At 62.7% G+C, this 20874-nt stretch carries 17 protein-coding genes and 3 pseudogenes; 9 read left to right on the forward strand and 11 right to left on the reverse strand.

Annotation, left to right across the window (positions count from 1 at the left end; genetic code table 11):
* Positions 1 to 108 precede the first annotated feature (108 nt).
* Positions 109 to 1517 (forward strand): annotated as a pseudogene (locus ACQVLG_RS00225) (FAD-binding oxidoreductase).
* Here the strand turns inward: ACQVLG_RS00225 and ACQVLG_RS00230 are convergent.
* From ACQVLG_RS00230 to ACQVLG_RS00245, 4 genes and pseudogenes are all read right to left on the reverse strand, one after another.
* A complete protein-coding gene (locus ACQVLG_RS00230) occupies positions 1518 to 2006 on the reverse strand; it encodes a GNAT family N-acetyltransferase (RefSeq protein ID WP_474292341.1) in 489 nt (162 codons plus the stop codon). It lies immediately after the preceding pseudogene.
* A 32-nt stretch (positions 2007 to 2038) separates the two neighbouring features.
* A pseudogene (locus tag ACQVLG_RS00235) lies at positions 2039 to 5178 on the reverse strand (error-prone DNA polymerase).
* Positions 5179 to 5343: 165 nt separating this feature from the next.
* Complete coding sequence (locus ACQVLG_RS00240) at positions 5344 to 5694, reverse strand: HVO_A0114 family putative DNA-binding protein (RefSeq protein ID WP_219136869.1); 351 nt, start codon at positions 5692 to 5694, stop codon at positions 5344 to 5346.
* Positions 5691 to 6056, reverse strand: a complete 366-nt coding sequence (locus ACQVLG_RS00245; protein WP_474292343.1) for a toxin-antitoxin system TumE family protein — start codon at positions 6054 to 6056, stop codon at positions 5691 to 5693. Before ACQVLG_RS00245 ends, ACQVLG_RS00240 begins: the two co-directional genes overlap by 4 nt.
* Before the next feature lie 142 nt (positions 6057 to 6198).
* Between ACQVLG_RS00245 and ACQVLG_RS00250 the strand changes: the two genes are divergently transcribed.
* The 5 genes from ACQVLG_RS00250 to ACQVLG_RS00270 all read left to right on the forward strand — a co-directional run bounded on the left by ACQVLG_RS00250 (position 6199) and on the right by ACQVLG_RS00270 (position 9388).
* The gene (locus ACQVLG_RS00250) at positions 6199 to 6468 is read left to right on the forward strand and encodes a PhzF family phenazine biosynthesis protein (RefSeq protein WP_474292344.1); all 270 of its coding nucleotides are present in this window, start codon (positions 6199 to 6201) and stop codon (positions 6466 to 6468) included.
* Positions 6469 to 6470: 2 nt separating this feature from the next.
* Positions 6471 to 6983, forward strand: coding sequence for a PhzF family phenazine biosynthesis protein (locus ACQVLG_RS00255; RefSeq protein WP_474295857.1), 513 nt, complete (start codon positions 6471 to 6473; stop codon positions 6981 to 6983).
* A 177-nt stretch (positions 6984 to 7160) separates the two neighbouring features.
* Entirely contained in the window at positions 7161 to 7475 is a 315-nt protein-coding gene (locus ACQVLG_RS00260; protein ID WP_474292346.1) for a hypothetical protein, read from the forward strand.
* Entirely contained in the window at positions 7373 to 8365 is a 993-nt protein-coding gene (locus ACQVLG_RS00265; RefSeq protein ID WP_474292347.1) for a TonB-dependent receptor plug domain-containing protein, read from the forward strand. Before ACQVLG_RS00260 ends, ACQVLG_RS00265 begins: the two co-directional genes overlap by 103 nt.
* On the forward strand, positions 8366 to 9388 hold the full coding sequence (locus tag ACQVLG_RS00270; RefSeq protein ID WP_474292349.1) for a TonB-dependent receptor plug domain-containing protein: 1023 nt from the start codon (positions 8366 to 8368) through the stop codon (positions 9386 to 9388).
* 7 nt (positions 9389 to 9395) lie between these two features.
* On the opposite strand, the gene ACQVLG_RS00275 is transcribed toward ACQVLG_RS00270, so the two are convergent.
* Both ACQVLG_RS00275 and ACQVLG_RS00280 read right to left on the reverse strand, forming a co-directional pair.
* A complete protein-coding gene (locus ACQVLG_RS00275) occupies positions 9396 to 9614 on the reverse strand; it encodes a hypothetical protein (protein ID WP_474292351.1) in 219 nt (72 codons plus the stop codon).
* Between the two features lie 160 nt (positions 9615 to 9774).
* Positions 9775 to 10281, reverse strand: coding sequence for a hypothetical protein (locus ACQVLG_RS00280; RefSeq protein WP_474292353.1), 507 nt, complete (start codon positions 10279 to 10281; stop codon positions 9775 to 9777).
* A 128-nt stretch (positions 10282 to 10409) separates the two neighbouring features.
* On the opposite strand from ACQVLG_RS00280, the gene ACQVLG_RS00285 reads away from it, so the two are divergent.
* Both ACQVLG_RS00285 and ACQVLG_RS00290 read left to right on the forward strand, forming a co-directional pair.
* A complete protein-coding gene (locus ACQVLG_RS00285; RefSeq protein ID WP_474292354.1) occupies positions 10410 to 12611 on the forward strand; it encodes an OsmC domain/YcaO domain-containing protein in 2202 nt (733 codons plus the stop codon).
* A 15-nt stretch (positions 12612 to 12626) separates the two neighbouring features.
* Positions 12627 to 13227: pseudogene (locus tag ACQVLG_RS00290) on the forward strand (DsbA family protein).
* A gap of 6 nt (positions 13228 to 13233) precedes the next feature.
* On the opposite strand, the gene coaD reads toward ACQVLG_RS00290, so the two are convergent.
* The 5 genes from coaD to ACQVLG_RS00315 form a co-directional block, all read right to left on the reverse strand.
* Positions 13234 to 14379 carry a pantetheine-phosphate adenylyltransferase gene (gene coaD / locus ACQVLG_RS00295; RefSeq protein WP_230541181.1) on the reverse strand — a complete coding sequence of 382 codons (1146 nt, stop codon included), beginning with the start codon at positions 14377 to 14379 and terminating at the stop codon, positions 13234 to 13236.
* A gap of 94 nt (positions 14380 to 14473) precedes the next feature.
* Positions 14474 to 15808 carry an ATP-binding protein gene (locus ACQVLG_RS00300; RefSeq protein ID WP_046685864.1) on the reverse strand — a complete coding sequence of 445 codons (1335 nt, stop codon included), beginning with the start codon at positions 15806 to 15808 and terminating at the stop codon, positions 14474 to 14476.
* Between the two features lie 2 nt (positions 15809 to 15810).
* A complete protein-coding gene (locus tag ACQVLG_RS00305; protein ID WP_070221454.1) occupies positions 15811 to 16470 on the reverse strand; it encodes a response regulator in 660 nt (219 codons plus the stop codon).
* Positions 16471 to 16521: 51 nt separating this feature from the next.
* Positions 16522 to 18039: a Do family serine endopeptidase gene (locus ACQVLG_RS00310; protein ID WP_230541182.1), complete on the reverse strand. Its 1518-nt coding sequence runs from the start codon at positions 18037 to 18039 to the stop codon at positions 16522 to 16524.
* A gap of 258 nt (positions 18040 to 18297) precedes the next feature.
* Positions 18298 to 18774, reverse strand: a complete 477-nt coding sequence (locus tag ACQVLG_RS00315; RefSeq protein ID WP_230541183.1) for an Hsp20 family protein — start codon at positions 18772 to 18774, stop codon at positions 18298 to 18300.
* A gap of 193 nt (positions 18775 to 18967) precedes the next feature.
* On the opposite strand from ACQVLG_RS00315, the gene ACQVLG_RS00320 reads away from it, so the two are divergent.
* Positions 18968 to 20845 (forward strand): M61 family metallopeptidase, encoded by a 1878-nt coding sequence (locus ACQVLG_RS00320; protein WP_474292357.1) that lies wholly within the window; start codon positions 18968 to 18970, stop codon positions 20843 to 20845.
* Positions 20846 to 20874 lie beyond the last annotated feature (29 nt).

The raw sequence follows: 20874 nt of genomic DNA on the forward strand, positions 1-20874 counted from the left end.
TTACAACCCATGCATGGCGCACCATGCGCAATTTTTTACAACTGGCAAAAATAGTGCTTCGGTGAAATCCCCGGGCGCGGAGTAGAATAAAAAAAACGGAGGACTTGCGTGAATCAAACTGACCAGTTGGCGGTACTGAAAAAACCGCTGCCAGAATCTCTTGCTGCCGTACTTTCCCTGATCTTTGCCGACCGCTTTTCCATGACGCAAGCCATGCGCGCACACCATGGCCGCGACGAGTCGAGCTATCCCCCGATGCTGCCGGACGCCGTCATCTTCGCCCACTCCACCGAGGAAGTGGCGGCCGCCGTCAAGCTGTGCAGCGCGCACGACGTGCCCGTCATCGCCTACGGCAGCGGCACCTCGCTCGAGGCCACGTGCTGGCCCTGCATGGCGGCGTGACGATTGATCTGTCGCAAATGAATCACATGGTAGCAGTGCATGATGAAGACTTGACGGCCACCGTGCAGGCGGGCGTGACGCGCAAGCAACTGAACGAGGAAATCCGCGACACGGGCCTGTTCTTCCCCATCGACCCGGGCGCGAATGCCTCGCTGGGCGGCATGGCGGCCACGCGCGCGTCCGGCACGAACGCCGTGCGCTACGGCACCATGCGCGAAAACGTGCTGGCCCTGACGGTGGTCACGGCCGATGGCCGCATCATCAAGACGGGGACCCGGGCGAAAAAATCGTCGGCCGGCTACGACCTGACGCGTTTATTTGTCGGCAGCGAAGGAACCTTGGGCATCATCACGGAAGTGACCGTAAAACTGTATCCGCTGCCGGAAGCGATCTCGGCGGCCGTGTGTTCGTTTCCCGGCACGGGCGAAGCCGTCAGCGCCGTGATCCAGACCATCCAGATGGGTATTCCTGTGGCACGGGTCGAGTTTCTCGATGAAAATGGCGTCAAGGCCATCAATGCCTACGACAAGATGGCGTTGCCGGAAAAGCCGCTGTTGCTGTTTGAATTCCACGGCACGCCGGCCAGCGTGGCCGAGCAGGCGCAACTGGTGCAAACCATCACGGCCGAGCACGGCGCCAGCGATTTCGAGTGGGCCAGCCGCCCCGAAGACCGCTCGCGCCTGTGGGCTGCGCGCCACAACGCATATTTCGCCCTGCTGCAGATGCGCCCCGGCAGCCGCGCCATTTCCACCGACTGCTGCGTGCCGATTTCGCGCCTGGCCGAATGCATCCTCGCCACCAAGGCCGATTGCGAAGCGCAGGGCCTCGTCTACGCCATCATCGGCCACGTGGGCGACGGCAATTTCCACGTGCAGATGCTGGTCGACCCCGACGACCCGGCCGACATCGCCCGCGCGGAAAAGGTCAACAGCGACATGGTCACGCGCGCCATCGGCATGGATGGCACCTGCACGGGAGAACACGGCGTGGGCATGCACAAGATGGCTTTCCTGGTGGAAGAACATGGCGAGGGCGCCATCGACACCATGCGCGCCCTCAAGCACGCGCTGGATCCGAAGAACATCATGAATCCGGGCAAGATCGTGCGCTGGTAATCAGGCCGTCCATTCCATGCGCATCGGCACGAAGGCGATGCCATCCATTTCCACCTTCGGCCCCGTGGCGACAAAGCCCAGGCTTTCATACAGGGGCAAGGCATACAGGGAGGAATTGACGGTAAACGCCGTCACATCGGCCCTGGCCAGCGACGCATCGCGGGCTGCCTGCCACAGGCGGCGCGCCATGCCGCGCCGGTGCAGCGCGCGCGGCACGAACATGTGGAACAGATGCGTGTTGTCGCGCATGGCCACCACGCCGGCCAGTACGCCGTCGATATGCGCCAGTTGATACGCATAGCGGGTCTGCGACAGATAGCCTTCGATGGCGGGCCGGCGGCAATGTTCGATGAACTTTTTTCCGCCCCCGCGCCATCGGGGTGCAGGGTCAGAAAGGGCATCAGGTCGTCGATCAGGGCGACGATGGCGGGCGCGTCGGCGACCAGGGCGGGGCGCAGTGTCGGTTCGGGTAAAGTAGTCATATGACAATCATGCCACCGCCTGGGCGACATTGACAAGCCTCAACAAAAATCGCGGCTGCTCGTGCGCAAGCGCCCCAGCAAGTGCGACATGTCGACCAGGCGCTTGGCCACCAGGTTGCGCACGATGCCCTCGCGCTGCCACACGCCGTACACGCCCAGCAGCGGCGCGCTCAGCACTTCGCGCCGCTGGCTTTCCACCAGGTCGGGCCAGACGATGACATTGACGGTGCCCGTCTCGTCTTCCAGGGTCATGAAGATGACGCCCTTGGCCGTGCCCGGACGCTGGCGCACGGTGACGATGCCGCAGGCGCGCGCCAGCTGGCCATCCGTGTAGCTGGCCAGCGTCGCGGCTGGCAGAAAGCGTTCCTCCAGCAACTGTGCGCGCAGCAGCGCCAGCGGGTGGCGGCCCAGGGTCAGGCCTTGCGCGCGGTAATCGCTGACGATGCTTTCGCCTTCCGTCGGCGCGGCCAGCACGGGCAAGTCTTCCTCTTGCGTGGTATCGCGCAGCAAGTCCCTGTCGGGCACGGCGCCGGCCGCCTGCCACAACGCCGCGCGCCGGTGCCCGGCCAGCGCATGCAGGGCGTTGCCGGCAGCCAACACCTGCAAGTCATGGCGATCCAGGCCGCCACGCCGGGCCAGGTCGGCCACGTCGGCGAAGGCGGCGATGGCGCGCGCATCCTCGATGCGTTGGGCCGCATCCGCGCGCATGCCGAACAGGCTGTTCAAGCCCAGGCGCACGGCCGGTGCACGCCCCTCGCCTTCCAGGGTTGCCTCCCAGCCGCTGACGGCCACGTCGACGGGCAGCACCGGCACGCCATGGCGGCGGCCATCCTGCACCAGTTGCGAGGGGCTGTAAAAGCCCATGGGCTGGCTGTTGAGCAAAGCGCACAGGAAGGCGGCCGGTTCGTGGCATTTCAGCCAGGAACTGGCGTACGTGAGCAGGGCGAAACTGGCCGCGTGCGACTCGGGAAAACCGTATTCGCCGAAACCCTCGATCTGGCTGAAGATGGCCTCGGCAAATACTTTCTCGTAGCCATTGTCCACCATGGCGTCGACGATGCGGTCATGGTAATTGTTCATGCCGCCCTTGCGTTTCCAGGCCGCCATGGCGCGCCGCAACTGGTCCGCCTCGCCGGGCGTGAAATCGGCCGCGATGATGGCCACCTGCATCACTTGCTCCTGGAAGATCGGGATGCCCAGGGTGCGCCCCAGCGCCTTTTCCAGGCCCTTCGGATACTCGACCGGCTCCTTCTGCTGGCGCCGCTGCAGATACGGATGCACCATGCCGCCCTGGATGGGCCCGGGACGCACCAGCGCCACTTCGATGACGAGGTCGTAGAATTCACGGGGCCGCAACCGGGGCAACATGCTCATCTGCGCGCGCGACTCGATCTGAAACACGCCGATGGTATCGGCCTCGCACATCATGTCGTAGGTAGCGGGGTCTTCGGCGGGAATATCCTGCAAACGAAATTCCTCGCCGCGCCGCCCACTCACCAGTTCCAGGGCGCGGCGCAAGGCCGACAGCATGCCCAGCGCCAGCACGTCGACCTTCATCAAGCCCAGTTCTTCCAGGTCGTTCTTGTCCCACTCGATGACGCTGCGCTCGGCCATGCTGGCGTTTTCGATCGGCACCAGGCGCGACAATTTTCCTTGCGCGATGACAAAGCCGCCCGGATGCTGCGACAGGTGGCGGGGAAAGCCCAGCAATTGCTGCGCCAGGCCCGCCCACTGCTGCGACAGTTCCGCCTCCGGGTCGAGCCCGCATTCGGCCAGGCGCTCCAGCAGATCGCGCTTGCCGTCGAACCAGCGATGCGCCTTGGCCACCTTTTCCACGATGTCCAGGTCGATCCCCAGCGCCCGCCGCCGCTATCGCGCAAGGCGCTTTTTGGCCGGTAGCTGATCACCACGGCCGCCAGCGCGGCCCGCTCGCGGCCGTATTTGCCGTAGATATATTGGATGACCTCTTCGCGCCGCTGGTGCTCGAAATCGACGTCGATGTCGGGCGGTTCGTTGCGCTCGCGCGACATGAAGCGCCCGACCAGGCAATTGCCGCGCGCAGGGTCCACTTCCGTGATGTGCAGGCAATAGCAGACGGCCGAATTGGCGGCCGAACCCCGGCCCTGGCACAGGATGTTTTGCGAGCGCGCAAAGCGCACGATGTCGTAGACGGTCAAAAAGTACGCTTCGTAGGAAAGATCCCGGATCAGCTCCAGCTCCTGCTCGATCTGCTCCTGCACGTTGGCCGGAATACCGAGCGGAAAGCGCATGCGCGCGCCCGCATACGTTTCTTCGCGCAGATACGTCGCCGGCGTGTGGCCGTGCGGCACCAACTCGACGGGATAGTCATAGCGCAGGCTGTCGAGCGAAAACGTGCACTGACCCGCAATGCGCACGGTTTCCGCCAGTACTTGCGGCGGATACACATTGGCCAGGCGCAAACGCGCGCGCAAATGCTGCTCCGCGTTTTGCGCCAGCGCATAGCCGCACTCGCCCACGGGTTTGCCCACGCGGATCGCGCACAACGTGTCGAGCAGGGGCTTGCGCGACCGCACGTGCATGCACACATGGCCGGCGGCCACCACGGGCAAGCCCAGCGCCTGCCCCGCCTCTTGCACGGCGCCGCGGTGCGCGTCATCCTGCGCCCGCTGCAGCAGGTTCAAGCCGATCCAGCTGCGTTCGCTGCCAAAAGTAGCCACCATCCACGCCCCCTGCGCGCGCAGCGTCGCGGGATGGGCCGGATAGCTGGGCAGCAAGATCATCAGGCAGCCGGGCAGCCCCCGCAAATGGGCAAACTCCGGCGACGGCGCCGTGAAATCGTCCGGCGTCAACAGATAGCGCCCCTTGGCCGCCCGCGTGCGCGCCATGGTGATCAATTCCGACAGGTTGCCGTAACCGTCGATATCGCGCACCAGCGCCAGCAGGGACGGCCCCGGACTGCCGTCGGCCTGCGTCAAATGAAAATGCGCGCCGATAATCAGGGGAAAACCGGCCCGCTTGGCCACCGCATGGGCACGCACGACGCCGGCCAGCGAGCACTCGTCCGTGATGGCCAACGCCTTGTAACCGAGCTGGACTGCGCGCGCCACCAGCTCTTCCGCATGCGAGGCGCCATGCAGGAAGCTGAAATTGCTCAGGCAGTACAACTCAGCATACTCGGGTAAGACGGCGCCCCACATGATCTACCTCAATACTGTATATAAACACAGTATAATATACTCATCCTGAGTCAAGTAGCCGGTTTCAGCCGGATAGTGTTCATTTTGATGGGCGCACGGAGCGTCTGCCGGCCCGCGCTAGGCTTTGGCCTGTCGCATGACAGGCCACATTGATAGTCCGGTAAATCAGTTAGCAACTATGCGAAACTCCGTCGCTGTGGCTACGGGGCGAACTTGATTTCGCTCCCGTTTCAATTCCACGATGCCGTAATTGGACATTGTTTTCAATGTGCGTGACAGGTTGCTCGGTTTACGGCCCGTTATCTCAGCCAATGCAGAGATGGATTCCGGTTGCGTTTCCAGAATCACGTGCAACAACGCCCGGTTTTCGTCGCTCAGGACTTCTGCCAGCGATTTGATCGAAGTGAACCAGACCTTGGGCTCATCCGCCTTCGGTTTATATATGCCGCGAGCGATGGCGAGCACGCGTTCGCGGATTTTCTCTTGCGGCATGATGCCAATAAAAATCGGTTTCATTGCTTTTTTACCTCCAGCAAAATGCGGTCCACGTCAGCAAAGAAATCATTGATGAGATGCTGTGCATCCTTGAATTCGTATGGCACTCCCTGATCTGACGGATGCCGGTGTTTATGGTCGAATGCCACGATACGTCCCGCATATTTGAATTTCTTTGGCGGCTTTACCATGTGCGCATTGTCGTAACCGAGAATGCGTTTGCCATATGGTTCATGCAGCGTCAGCGAGTAGCGTATGCCATGAGGAATCTCATCCGATACCTCCGTCCGCCTGGCTTCTATCTTGATCCAATAACCGCCATCCTGGTCGAGGATGGAGCCATCCAGGTCCAGCAATGTATCAATGGCAGGATCGATCCGCATGCGGGAAGTATATCATCTGTTGATATGCCGATTCCACGAAAGCCTCAATAACTGCAGCCTTTGACTCCATCCGGCCAAGACATCGAGAAGCTTTGTACCTATTTTCGTTTATGCTGGTGTTTTACCTTTTGCATCGACCGCCATGATCGTCCACTTATTAAGATGTTTCGGCGCCGCGCCCGGTGGCGGCAATGCGGCGCTGGTCGTGGAAAACGACGGCAGCGGCGAAACGGCGCGCCAGGCCTTCGCCCGCGAGCGGCAAGTAAGCGCCTGCGCCTTCATCGACCGGCAGGCGGACGGCGGCATCGTGCTCGACTATTTTTATCCGCACACGCGCAGCCCCCTGTGCCTGCACGCCACCCTGGCCGCCGCGCATGTGCTGCTGACGCGCCCGGCGCCCCGGCAACCTTGACGGTGAGCACGGCCATGCGCGGGCAAGCCTTGCAGCTGGTGCGCCGCGCGGAAGGGCTATTCATTGGCTTGACTTCGCAGCCGGCACCGGCCGTCATGCTGGAAAAATATATCCCGTCCGAACTCATGGGCCAGCACATGCACTTGCTGTCGCCGCCCGTCATCGCCTCCGTCGGCAGCCCGAAGCTGCTGCTGGAAGTGGCCGACCGCACCACCCTGCGCGCCTTGCGGCCGAACCTGGAACTGATCGCCGACTGGAGCGCCCTGCACCAGATCAGCGGCTGCTACGTGTATTGCCGCACGGGCGAGAGCGAATATGAAGGGCGCAACTTCAACCACCGCGATCCGGCCCTGGAAGACAGCGCCACGGGCGTGGCGGCGGGCGCACTGGCAGCGCATCTGCAACAGTCGCTGCGCCTGCATCAGGGCCACGTGACGCAGCAGCCGTGTCTGATCGAGGTGCAATACAGCGCAGACGCAATCTGGGTGGGCGGCATGGTGCAGCGCAGCACCTGAATAGGGCATCGCGCACCAGTACAAGGCAAGCCGGGCAGCGGCAAAAAGATAATCAACCAGGAAACAACAGTTACGGCAAATTTGTAACAACAAAACAAAGTATCGCTGGTGAATGCTGAAATGATGGCACTAGAATCAAGTCACGAATCTTGCTCATCAGCCACTTGGAGACACTGCGTGCCGACCCTTACCACCTTGCGTAAAGCCATCCTCATCAGCCTGTACGGCAGCGCCGCCCTGGCCGCCTTCAGTCCCGCCGCCATGGCCCAGAGCACGGAAGCGGCCGCCACGGACGGTCCCGTGCAAACGGTCAGCGTGGTCGGCTCGCGCCGGGTCGCCAGTTCCGCCACGGACACCATGGTGCCGGTCGATATCATCCCGATTTCCCGGTGGCCGAGCAAGGCGGCCAGTTTGATCTGGCGCAATCGCTGCAATACATTTCGCCCTCGTTCAACTCCACGCGCCAGACGGGCGCCGACGGGGCCGACCTGATCGATTCGGCCGCCCTGCGCGGCCTCGGTTCCGACCAGACCCTCGTGCTGGTGAACGGCAAGCGGCGCCACACGACGGCCCTGGTCAACCTGTTCGGCGCGCGCAACCGCGGCAACACGGGCACGGACATGAATGCGATTCCCTTGTTGGCGATCAAGAACGTGCAAGTGCTGCGCGACGGTGCCGCCGCCCAGTACGGCTCGGACGCCATTGCCGGCGTGATCGACATCGAACTGAAGAAAAGCCTGGGCTGCGAAGCGGTGGCCGGCTACAGCCAGTATTCCGAAGGCGACGGCAAGAATTACATGACCTCCGCCTACTGCGGCATCGCGCTGGGCGACAAGGGCACGCTGGCCATCACGGGCGAATACCTGGACCGGGGCCGCTCGAACCGCGCCGACGCGGACAGCATGCGCATCATCGGCGACACCAAGTCCAAGAACAAAACCCTGTACCTGAATGGCGACTACGCCACCAGCGGTACGGGCAAGCTGTACTTCACGGCCGGCGCGCAGACGCGCGACGCCTCCAGCGCGGCATTCGGCCGGGGCGGCATCGGCAGCGACGACATTCCATCGCGCAATTCGGCCGCCATGTATCCGGACGGCTTCGTACCCTTCATTAACGGCAAGATCGACGACCAGTACGCCACCATCGGCCACCGCAGCCAGATCGGCGAATGGCATGCTGACTTTTCGCAAACCTATGGCTACAACAAGATGCGCTACGACATCAGCCATACCTTGAACGCCTCGATCGCCAACCTCGACTTGATGAACGGCGGCAAGGGCGTCAGCGCCAGCAACTTTGACGCGGGCGGCTTCTCGTTCCAGCAGCTGACCAGCAACGCCGATTTCAGCCGCTACTACGACACGGTGATGAGCGCATGAATGAACGTGGCCTTCGGCGCCGAGTACCGCAGCGAGGAATACAAGATCATGGCGGGCGAGCCGAACTCCTACATCGATGCCGACGGCGTGGGCGTGGGCGGCAATGCGGGCAGCCAGGGCTTTCCCGGCTTCCAGCCCGGCGATGCCACCAAGGCCAAACGCCACAGCATCGCCGCGTATGGCGACGTGGAACTGGACTGGACGGAGCGCCTGAAAACCCAGGCGGCCCTGCGCTATGAAAAATTCAGCGATTTCGGCTCCACCGTGACGGGCAAGCTGGCCGCCAGCTATAAAGTGGCGCCGAACGTGCTGCTGCGCGGCTCGGCCAGCACTGGTTTCCGTGCGCCATCGTTGCAGCAAGTGTATTTCTCGTCCACCTTCACCGACTTCATCGGCGGCGTGCCCACCGACGTGGTGCTGGCGCCGAACGGCGGCGCCGTCGCCAACGCGGCCGGCATTCCCAAGTTGAAAGAGGAAAAATCTACCAGCTTTACGTTCGGCACCACCTGGACGCCGACGCAAGCCATTTCCGTGACGGCCGACTTGTACAACATCAAGATCAAGGACCGCATCGTGCTGTCGGGCCGCTTCAATGCCGACAACTACCCGGACCTGGCCGCGCGCCTGGCCTTGCTGGGCGTGGGAGAGGCGCAATTCTTCGTCAACTCCATCGACACGCGCACGCGCGGCCTGGACCTGACGGCCTCGCACAAGGGAGAATTCGCCGGCAACCGCCTGAACACCTTCCTGGCCTTGAACCTGAGCAAGACGGAAGTGACGAAGGTCAAGACGCCCGCCTCGCTGACGGGCTTTGAAGACGTGCTGCTGTCCGAACGCGAACGCCTGTTCATCGAACAGGGCGGCCCCCGTTCGAAAGCCACGCTGGGCTTCGACTACATCACGGGCAAGCTGGAGTCGGACCTGCGCATCATTTATTTTGGCCCGCAAACCCTGGGCACCTTCAGCGGCACGGCCGAGGGCGTACCGAACGCCCGCTACGCGGCCAGACGTCCGCCGACCTGAGCTTCACCTACAGCATCAACAAGAACACCAAGCTGACCTTCGGCGGCAACAACATCTTCAACGTCAAGCCCACCACGCAAAACGCAGACGAGACGGATAACGGCTTCAAATACGACAGCGTGCAGTTCGGCCTGAACGGCGCCTCGTATTTCGGACGGCTGTGGGTGAAGTTCTGATCATCCTGTGCGCATAAGAAAACAGCGGAAAACAGCGGCTGCGCCAGCATGGGCAGCCGCTGTTTTTTATGCCGACATCCACGTCTTCACGTCCAATCCGGATTGTCGCTTGACTTGAAATGATGAAACAGCGAATCGTAACGCCAGCCATCCTCGGCCACGACACTGCAATCGGTGGCGCGTACGCAGTCATGCAGCAATTTGACTGGATCAGCAATAACAGGAACAGGTAATGTATCCAATATCCGTTTCCTGGCAGCAGGAAACTCGGCGTATTCCTCTGCAAAGTCCTGTTCGCTGAACCGAGGGTCCGGTCCGGCGCATCTCTTGCAAGTTACCACGATCTGAAAACTTGAGCAGGTCGCGCCAGTAAGGCAGCGCCAGCATCATGGCAATCAGCTCCGTGAGATTGGCGGCGATACAGCCCGCCTGCCCCTCGGATGTAACATACAGGACAGGGCGTCGGTCGACCTCGCCATCGCCGTACGCCAGAAAAACGCCACCACTGCTTTCACCGGCCAGTACCATGAAAGGATGTTCTGGCTGCAGCGTGATCCAGGAGCTGTCCCGAGCGGCGCGGCCAAGGTCAAAATCGCAATACGATGCGAGCTCGTCCATCACAGTTTGCGATTTTTGTATATCAGCAAGAATAATCATAATAGAGAAACAACCTTTAGTGCGATAGGTGAAAAGCCATGGACTATCCGCTTGCTTCATAGCGGAACGTGCCCCCTTGGCCCACCCCAGTGGCTCCCGGCCAGCACGGCCGCGGTGAACAATCTTTGCCCTGCGGCGGAAAGCACGGATAAAGCGGCTAACTCATAAGCACAGTATTGGATTACCTCATGGAAATTAAAGTCAACTTTCTCGACAAGCTGCGTCTCGAAGCCAAGTTCGACGATTTTACCGTCATCGCCGACCAGCCCATCCGCTACAAGGGCGATGGCTCGGCACCTGGCCCGTTCGATTACTTTTTGGCATCGTCGGCACTGTGCGCGGCCTACTTCGTGAAGTTGTATTGCGATACGCGCAATATTTCCACGGAAAATATCCGTCTGTCGCAAAACAATATTGTCGATCCGGAAAACCGTTACCAGCAGATTTTCAAGATCCAGGTCGAGTTGCCGGCCGATATCTCGGCCAAGGACCGCCAGGGCATCCTGCGCTCGATCGACCGTTGCACTGTGAAAAAAGTGGTGCAAACGGGCCCCGAATTCGTCATTGAAGAAGTCGCGAACCTGGATGCCGATGCGCAATCCTTGCTGATGCTCAATCCGGCCAGCGAAGCCAGCACTTATATTGTAGGCAAGGACTTGCCGCTGGAACAGACCATCGCCAATATGTCTGGCCTGCTGGCGGGCCTGGGCATCAAGATTGAGATCGCCTCGTGGCGCAACATCATTCCCAACGTATGGTCGCTGCATATCCGCGACGCGCATTCGCCCATGTGCTTTACCAACGGCAAGGGCGCGACCAAGGAAAGCGCGCTGGCGTCGGCCCTGGGCGAGTATATCGAGCGCCTCAGCAACAACCATTTCTACGCCGGCTCGTTCTGGGGCGAGGACATCGCCAACGCGGATTTTGTCCATTACCCGAACGAGCGCTGGTTCAAGCCGGGCCGCAAGGATGCGCTGCCGAAGGAGATTCTCGACGCATACTGCCGCGACATCTACGATGCCGATGGCGAGCTGCGCGGCTCGCACCTGGTCGACACCAACTCCGGCAATGCCGAGCGCGGCATCTGCTCGCTGCCGTATGTGCGCCATTCCGATGGCGAGGTCGTGTATTTCCCGTCGAACCTGATTGAAAACTTGTATGTCAGCAATGGCATGAGCGCCGGCAATACCCTGGTGGAAGCGCAGGTGCAATGTCTGTCGGAAATTTTCGAACGGGCCGTCAAGCGCGAAATCATCGAAGGCGAAATCGCCCTGCCCGACGTGCCGCAGGAAGTGCTGGCGAAGTATCCGGGCATCCTGGCCGGCATACAGGGCCTGGAAGAACAGGGTTTCCCCGTGCTGGTAAAAGATGCGTCGCTGGGCGGCGTGTACCCGGTGATGTGCGTCACCCTGATGAACCCGCGCACGGGCGGCGTGTTCGCCTCGTTCGGCGCGCACCCGAGCCTGGAAGTGGCGCTCGAGCGCAGCCTGACGGAATTGCTGCAGGGCCGCAGCTTCGAAGGCTTGAATGACTTGCCGCAACCCACGTTTGCCAGCGAAGCCGTCACCGAGCCGAACAACTTCGTCGAGCACTTCATCGATTCGAGCGGCATCGTCTCGTGGCGCTTCTTCAGCGCCAGGGCCGATTACGATTTTGTCGAGTGGGATTTTTCCGGCCATGGCGAAAACTCGAATGCCGAGGAAGCGGCGACCCTGTTAGGCATCCTCGCCGGCATGGGCAAGGAAGTGTACACGGCCGTATATGACCAGCTGGGCGCCACGGCCTGCCGCATCCTCGTGCCCGGTTATTCGGAAGTGTATCCGGTCGAAGATTTGATCTGGGACAACACCAACAAGGCGCTGCTGTTCCGCGCCGACATCCTGAACTTGCACGGTCTGGACGATGCCAGCCTGGAAGACCTGCTCGACCGGCTGGAAAACAGCGAACTCGACGAGTACGGCGACATCGCCACCCTGATCGGCATCGAGTTTGACGAAAACACGGTGTGGGGCCAGCTGACGACCCTGGAATTGAAGCTGCTGATTCATCTCGCCTTGCAGCAATTCGAGGAAGCGAAAGAACTGGTGGAAACCTTCCTGCAGTATAACGACAACACGCTCGAGCGCAAGCTGTTCTATCAAGCCTTGAACGTGGTGCTGCTGGAAGTGGAACTCGACGACGAGCTGGAACTGGACGATTACGTCGTCAATTTCCGCCGCATGTTTGGCAACGACCGCATGGACGCGGTGCTGGGCTCGGTAGATGGCAGCGTGCGCTTCTTCGGCCTGACCCCGACCAGCATGCAGCTGGAAGGCCTCGACCGGCACCAGCGCCTGATCGACAGCTTCAAGAAACTGCACGCGGCGCGCGCCAGGGCGGCGGCGGCCTGATCTGGAAACGATGCCATGGCCACACTGGAATTCTGGTTCGATTTCGGCAGCAACTACAGCTACCTGAGCGCCATGCGCATCGACGCGCTGGCGCGTGAAAAGCAGGTGCAAGTGATCTGGAAACCCTTCCTGCTGGGCGTCGTCTTCAAGGCGCTGGGCTGGGAGACGTCGCCGTTCGTCTTGCAAAAAATCAAGGGCGACTACACGTGGCGCGACATGGCGCGCCAGTGTGAAAAGTACGGTTTGCCATGGCAGCAACCGAGTTCCTTCCCCCCACGCACGCGCGCTGCTGCCCATGCGCGTGGCGCTGATCGGCGCGGACCAGGGCTGGATTGCGCCCTTTGCGCGCCGCATGATGGCGATGAATTTTGCCGAAGACCGCGACATCGACAACCTCGAAGCCGTCAGCGAAGCTTTGGAAGAACTGGGCCTCGATGCGCGCACCGTCCTGGCGCTCGCTTTGACGCAGGACAACAAGCTACGGCTGCGCCGCCAGACTGAGCAGGCACAAGCGCTGAAGCTGTTCGGCGCCCCCAGCTTCCTCAGCGGCGGCGAACTCTTCTGGGGCAACGACCGGCTCGACGATGCGCTGGCGCATGCCGCCGCCCACCCCTGACGAGCATCAGCCGGCCAGCGCCGCGATTTCCTTCTGCATGTTTTCAATGGCCCGTTCGTTGTACTGGTCGGCAAAATACGCATCGCCGAACAGCTGGCCCGCCTGCGCCTTGCCGCACAAATGCTGCAGCGCCAGGCCCCGCTGCTCGTTGAAGCGCGCGGGATCGACATGCGCGTATTCGCGCACGATGGCTTGCGTGTAGGCCTGGTACACCTCTTCGTCCTGCCCCAGGATGGCCAGGTCGGCGCTGAGCATGGCGTCTTTCAGCGCGTGGCTGATGCCGGGGCCCTGGAAATGGTCGGTGGCGCGTATCAATTGCGCCACATCCTGGTTGTCGCCCGCATCGAGGCCGCTGGCCAGCCACAGCTGGGCGCTCGCCTCTTCGCTCGAATAGAGGGCGTCTTCGTCGTGGCTGTAGACGGCGTCGTGGAACCAGAACGCCTTCTTGACCAGCGCGCTGTCGCGCTTGGGCGCATAGGTATTGTCGGCCCACACGCGGATCTCGGACAGGCCGTGCACCAGGTGGTCGAGATTGTGATAGTGGCGGTCCGCGCCGCCGTAAGCCTGCGGCCCCGTCAGGTGCGCGAACCAGTGGTCCGCCAGCGCGATGTCGGCCTGCGACGCGGTCGCGTAATTCCACAGCGCTTCCCACTCCTTGCGCAGGCAGTCGAGTATCCACGCCTGGTAGGCGGGGCCGGGGACGAATTTCTTCATGGTCCAGTTCCAGCCCACGGGGCCTTCCAGCGCCTTGACGAAGCTGGAGCTGACGGAGCCGAGGTCGCGCGGCGGCATGACGAAGATCGTCTTGGCGCCCTGCAGCACGTCCACATTCGTTTGCTGGATCAGGTTTTCATAGTCGAAATCGGCCGTCGTGCGGATGCCGCGGATCAGGTAGTCGCAGCCGTGCTTTTTCGCCGCGCGCGCCGTGTAGTCGCCCTTGACGATGACCACCTGCACATTCTCCCAGCCGCACTCGCGCGCGCTCTGCTCGATGATGCGCTTGCGGTCTTCGGCCGGGAACTGCGGCTTCTTGGCGGGGTTTTGCGACAGGAACACGATCACCTCGTCGGCGAGCGAACGCGCCTCGCCGATCACCCACATGTGGCCGTTGGTGATGGGGTCGAGGGTGCCTGAAAAGCCGATCTTCTGCATGCTGCGCTCCGTTTGCTTGATTGCTTATTGCGCAGACAATATATGCCAGCGGCGCGCGCGTCAATGCAACAGGCCAAAGATCATGATCAAAACGTTATTTTTTCACGGCTTGCGGGAACTCCACGCGCACGCACAGGCCGCCCAGGCGCTCGGATTTGTCCAGCACCAGGCGCGCGCCATGGCGCTCGGCGATGGCCTTGATGATGGCCAGCCCCAGGCCGCTGCCGTTGGCGTCCGTGCCGGGCACGCGGTAGAAGCGGCTGAAGACGCGCTCGCGCTCCTCGGGCGGGATGCCGGGGCCGCTGTCTTCCACCGATAACGTCACGCCGACGGGGCTGGCGCGCAGGTCGATATCGACCGTGCCGCCCTGCGGCGTGTACTTGATGGCGTTGTCGACCAGGTTGCGCAGCATGATGTTGAGCGCATCGGCCTGGCCCGCCACCTTGGCCGCATCCATGTGATGCAGGCCCAGGTCGATCTTGCGCGCCTGCGCGATGCCGGCCATGTCGCCCAGCGCGCGCTTGACGACGTCGTTCAAGTCCACCGCCTGCAGCTGGTCGCCGCTGGCGGCGCTCGCTTCCTGGCGCGCCAGTACCAGCAATTGCTCGACCAGGCGCGTGGCCCGCTCGATGCCGGCGCTGACGCGGGAAATGGCCAGGCTGCGTTTTTCTTCCGATTCAGCCCGTTCCAGGCTCAATACCTGCAGTTTCAGGGCCGCCAGCGGCGTGCGCAATTCATGCGCGGCGTCGGCAACGAAATGCTGCTGGGCGTCGAACGCCGTCTTGACGCGGCCGAACAGCAAATTGAGTTCATGCACGAGGGGCCGTACTTCGTCGGGCAAGCCCGCTTCCGAGACGGGAGATAAATCGTCCGCCTGGCGCGCCGCCACCTGCTTGCGCACGCGCGAGACGGGCGCCAGCGAACCGCTGACGACCCACCAGACGACCAGCATCAATATCGGCGCCATCAGGGCGATGGGACCCACCGTGCGCAAGGCCAGGCTGCCGGCCATGCGCTTGCGCACGGCCATGTCCTGGGCGATCTGCACAGTCTGGGAACTGGTTTGCACGGAAAAGATGCGGTAAGTCGTGCCGTTGGCTTTCACGTTGGAAAAGCCCAGCACGGCGCGCTGCGGCAGTTCCGCGCGCGTGATCGAACGGAACACCTGCACGCCGTCCGGCGTCCACACCTGCACCACCATGTCGTTGTTGACGGGGTCGGCCGGCAAGGCTTGCGCATGGTTGGCCAGCGGCGCGCCGGAGCGCAGCGACAGGGCCATCTGCTGCATGTGATAGTCAAAAATCTGGTCGGCGTCGTACAGGGCGCTGCGGTAGGCGATCGAGGCCTGCGCCAGGGCCGCCATGATGATGGCCGCCAGCAAAAACCACAGCAGGCGGCCGCGCAGCGAGTGCGTCACCGTGACCTTCATCCTCATGCCTTGGGCACCATGTAGCCGAGGCCGCGCACGTTCTGGATCAAGTCGCTGCCCAGTTTCTTGCGCAAGCCGTGGATATACACTTCCACGGCATTGCTGTTGACTTCATCTTTCCAGCTGTACAGTTTTTCTTCCAGCTGCGCGCGCGACAGCACGATGCCGGGACGCGCGATCAATGCTTCCAGCACGGCCCATTCGCGCGCCGACAGGTTCACGGGATGGCCCTCGGCAATCACTTCGCGCGTCAGCGGATTGATGGACACGCCCTGGTGCTCGAAAACGGGTTCCGGCCGCCCCGAGGCGCGCCGCAGCAGGGCGCGTATGCGCGCCAGCAGTTCGTCGAGGTCATACGGTTTTAAGACGTAATCGTCGGCGCCCGCGTCCAGGCCGGCGATACGCTGCTCGACGGCATCGCGCGCCGTGGCCACGAGGACCGGTGTATCGAGCTTGCGCAAGCGCATCGAGCGCAGCACGTCAAGGCCATCCTTGCGGGGCAAGCCCAGGTCCAGCAGCACCAGGTCATAGGTCTGCGTCTGCAGGGCCGTATCGGCCATGTCGCCATCCTTGACCCAATCCACCGCGTAATGCTCGGCGCGCAGCAAGTCGAGCACCACCTCGCCGATCATCGTATCGTCTTCTACCAGCAATAAGCGCATGCCCTACTCCTTCATCTTGACTGTTTTATCGACCTTGCATCCTGCGCCAGATCAACCGAGGCGCACAGGAATGAAGATCTTATCGGGGCCGCGCTGTATCAGCAAGGCCACCGACTTGGCGGATTTTTCCACCACGTCGCGCACCTGCTCGACCGTGTTGACGGGACGGCCATTCACCGACAATAGCACGTCGCCCGGCTGCACTCCCGCATTCGCGGCGGCACCGCCCGCGTCTTCCACCAGCAGGCCGGCGCTGATGCCCGCCTCGCGCTTTTCATCCGATTGTAACGGACGCAGGGCCAGGCCCAGCTTTACCTTGCCGGCGGCGCTGTCGTTCTTCGCCACTTCGGCCACCTTGTCGGCCGCATTGCCCAGGGTTGCCGTCAGGCTGACGATCTTGCCGTCACGCCAGACGTCCATGCTGATCTTGTCGCCCGGCAAGGACGTCCCCACCAGCGCCGGCAAGTCGGCCGAGCCGATGATGCGCTGGCCATTCACCTTGCGCACCACGTCGCCCGATTTCAGGCCCGCCTTGTCGGCCGGGCTGCCCCGCTCGACATTGGCCACCAGCGCGCCTTCCGGCGTGGCCAGCTTGAACGAGTCGGCAAAGCCCTGGTTGACTTCCTGCACCGTCACGCCCAGCTTGGCATGGCTGGCCTTGCCCGTGGCGACGATCTGGTCCTTGATGCGGCCGGCCAGGTCGATCGGAATGGCGAACGACAGGCCCTGGAAGCCGCCCGTCTGGCTGTAGATCTGCGAATTGATGCCGACCACTTCGCCGCGCGTATTGAACAGCGGGCCGCCCGAGTTGCCGGGGTTCACCGCCACGTCCGTCTGGATGAACGGTACATTGCTGTCGTCCGGCAGGGAACGGCCCTTGGCGCTGACCACGCCGGCCGTCACCGTGCTGTCGAAGCCATACGGCGAACCGATGGCCAGCACCCATTCGCCCACTTTCAGGTCGCTCGAATGGCCGAGCGGCACGATGGGCAGGTTGTTGGCGTCGATTTTCAGCACGGCAATATCGGTCTTCGGATCCGTGCCCAGCACCTTGGCGCGGAATTCGCGGCGGTCGTTCAGCTTGACGGTCACTTCGCGCGCATCGCGCACCACGTGGGCATTCGTCATGATGACGCCGTCGGGGCTGACGATGAAGCCGGAACCGAGGCCGTGCGTAGGCACGTCGCGGCCACCGCGCTGTCCGCCTTGCGGCCCCTGGAAGCGGCGGAAGAATTCGAAGAACGGATCGTTGCCGAAATCGTCATTGCCGGCCTGGGCCGAGGGATCGTAGGCCACCTTGGTGCTGCCCGTCACGCTGATATTGACGACGGCCGGGCTGTTGCGCGCGGCGATCTGGCTAAAGTCGGGCAAGGCCACCAGCGGCGCGCTGGCGGCAGGCGCCACGGCGGCAGCCACGGGTGCGGGTGCGGCGGCGGCCGCTGCGGCATTTGCGCCGGCATTGTTCTGATGCACCACCATGGCGCCGCCGGCACCCAGCACACCGATCGCGGCCAGCGCGGCTACGGTGCGTTTGATTTTCAGGGATGCGGTATTCGTTTGCTGTTCCATGAATTGCTCCTCATTTAATGAGATTTTGATGTATGCAATAGTGGGCCACGAGTCTTAGGCGGTGCTTAACATTTTTCCATTTGGAAACAGGCATTTGCGCCTTTAAGCAAGGTTTAATCTTGCCTGCCGCACGCATGTTGCATGCCGATCAAGGAGGACCCGAACTGGCTCCAGACGTGACACTGGCCGGATCAACCGGCCAGTATTTTACTGCATGGGAGAGGCTAGCCCGGGCGCCCGAGGGGCGCCGCAGTCAGATCAGGCCGCCTGGCGCTGTTCCAGCGCATTCACGTTAGCGGCGGCAGCGATGGTATCGCCGCCGGTGCCGATTTCGATCTTGCGCGGTTTCAGCGCTTCCGGCACTTCACGCACCAGGTCGATGGTCAGCATGCCGTTTTCAAACGTGGCGCCCGTGACCTTCACGTGGTTGGCCAGCTGGAAACGCTGTTCGAAATCGCGGGCAGCGATGCCGCGGTGCAAGAACGTGCGCTCGACGCCATCTTTCTGCTTGCGGCCCGTGACGTGCAGCGAATCGCGTTCGGTGATGATGTCGATCTCTTCGCGCGAGAAGCCGGCCAAGGCCATCACGATGCGGTACTTGTCTTCCGACACGAGTTCGATGTTGTATGGGGGATAGCTCGGTTGCGCATCGGCGCGTTGTTCGTTGAGCAACTGTGCCAGGCGGTCGAAGCCAATGGCGGAACGGTACAGGGGAGCAAGGTCAAAAGTACGCATGATAAATATCCTTTTCAAATGAAGCGATAAGAGGGGCGGACCTCACCGTGAGCATCCGCTTGCTACCAATCTAAGGACGATCAAGCGGCCTTCAAGGCCTTGAAATTGGCGCAAAACACCCCAGACGGCCTCAAATTTGTAAGAAATTTTTACAGAATGCTAGACTCGCCGTTTGCCACCCAGCCGCCGCCCCATGTCCCGTGCCTTCCTCTCTTTCGCCTTGTCCCTGCTCGTTTCCACTGCGGCCCAGGCCGCCTCGCCCACGGCTCCTCCCATCGTGCTGCAGGTGGACGCCAGCAATGTGGCGCAGCAACTGTTCAGCATCCGCGCAAGCATTCCCGCCGCGCCCGGCAAGCTGACCTTGCTGTATCCGCAATGGGTGCCGGGCAATCACGGTCCCAGCGGCCCCCTGAACCAGCTGGCCGGCCTGCGCCTGTCCGCCAACGGCCAGCCCCTGGAATGGCGGCGCGATCCCGTCAACATGTTCGCCTTTCACCTCGACGTGCCGGCCGGCGCCAGCAGCGTGGAAGCGCAATACCAGTTCCTCTCGCCCGTCGACACGAGCCAGGGCCGCATCACCATGACGGGCGCCATGCTGGGCGTGCAATGGCATGCGATGACACTGTATCCGGCCGGGCGCGCCGCGCGCGACATCCTCGTGCAGCCATCGTTGACCCTGCCGGCCGGCTGGGAATTTGCCAGCGCCCTGGAAGTGCGCGCGCGGGCGGCCACGCCAGCCGGCCAGCAAGTCGATTTCGAGCCGCTGGACCTCGACACCCTGGTCGACTCGCCCGTCTTTGCCGGGCGCCATTTCGAGCGCATCGACCTCGATCCGGGCGCCAAAATCCCCGTGCACCTGAACGTGATGGCCGACAGTGCCGACAGCCTGGAAGCGTCGCCGCTGCAAATCGAACAACATCGAGCCATGCTGCAGCAAGCCTATAAATTGTTCGGCGCGCGCCACTACCGCCACTATGACTTCCTGCTGGCCCTGAGCGACGAGTTCGGCGGCATCGGCCGCGAACACCTGCAATCGAGCGAAAACGGCGTCAAGCCCGGCTATTTCAGCGAGTGGGACAAGAACGAAGCGGAGCGCGTGCTGCTGCCGCACGAGCTGGCGCATTCGTGGAACGGCAAGTTCCGCCGCCCCGCCGGCCAGGACACGCCGGATTTCAACACGCCGCTGCAAAACAGCCTGCTGTGGGTGTACGAAGGCCAGACGCAGTACTGGGGCAATGTGCTGGCAGCCCGCTCCGGCCTGGTGGCGGCAGCCAACATGCGCGACCTGTTTGCCGCGACGGCGGCCCATTACGACGCCATGCCCGGGCGCGGCTGGCGCACCATGCAGGATACGACGAACGATCCCATCATCAATGGCCGGCGCCCCATAGCCTGGAGCAGCTGGCAGCGCGACGAGGATTACTATATGGAAGGCGCGCTGGTCTGGCTCGACGTCGACACCACCATCCGCGCACTGTCCCGCGAGCGCCGCTCGCTGGACGACTTCGCCCGCGCCTTCTTTGGCATGCAGGATGGCAGCACCACGCCCCTGCCCTACACCTTCGAGGATGTGGTGGCGGCCCTGAACGCCGTGCAGCCGCACGACTGGGCCACTTTTTTGCGCACGCGCCTGGAGAGCCACGGCCCCGGCGCCCCGCTCGATGGCCTGGCCCGCGCCGGCTGGAAGCTGGTCTACCGCGACACGCCCACGCCCTTCCTGAAAGCCAATGAAGAGCGCGGCGAGAGCACGGACCTGACCTATTCTCTGGGCTTGACCATCGACAAGGATGGCAAGCTGGGCAAGCTGCTGTGGGATGGCCCCGCCTTCCGGGCGGGTTTGTCGGGCAACACGACCTTGCTCGCCGTCAATGGCACGGCTTATACGCCCAAGCTGCTGAAGGCGGCCATCCAGGCGGCCAAGACGAGCCCGCAGCCGATCAACTTGCTGGTCAGAAAGGGCAAGCAATTCCAGACGGTAGCGCTCGACTACCACGGCGGCTTGCGCTACCCGCAACTGGAGCGCATCGCCGGCACGCGCGACCGCCTGTCGGCCATCCTGCAGGCGCGTTGAGGCGGGGATTGCCCGGTGATTTTGCGCCG

The organism is Janthinobacterium sp. TPC_1 (genome assembly GCF_056037845.1).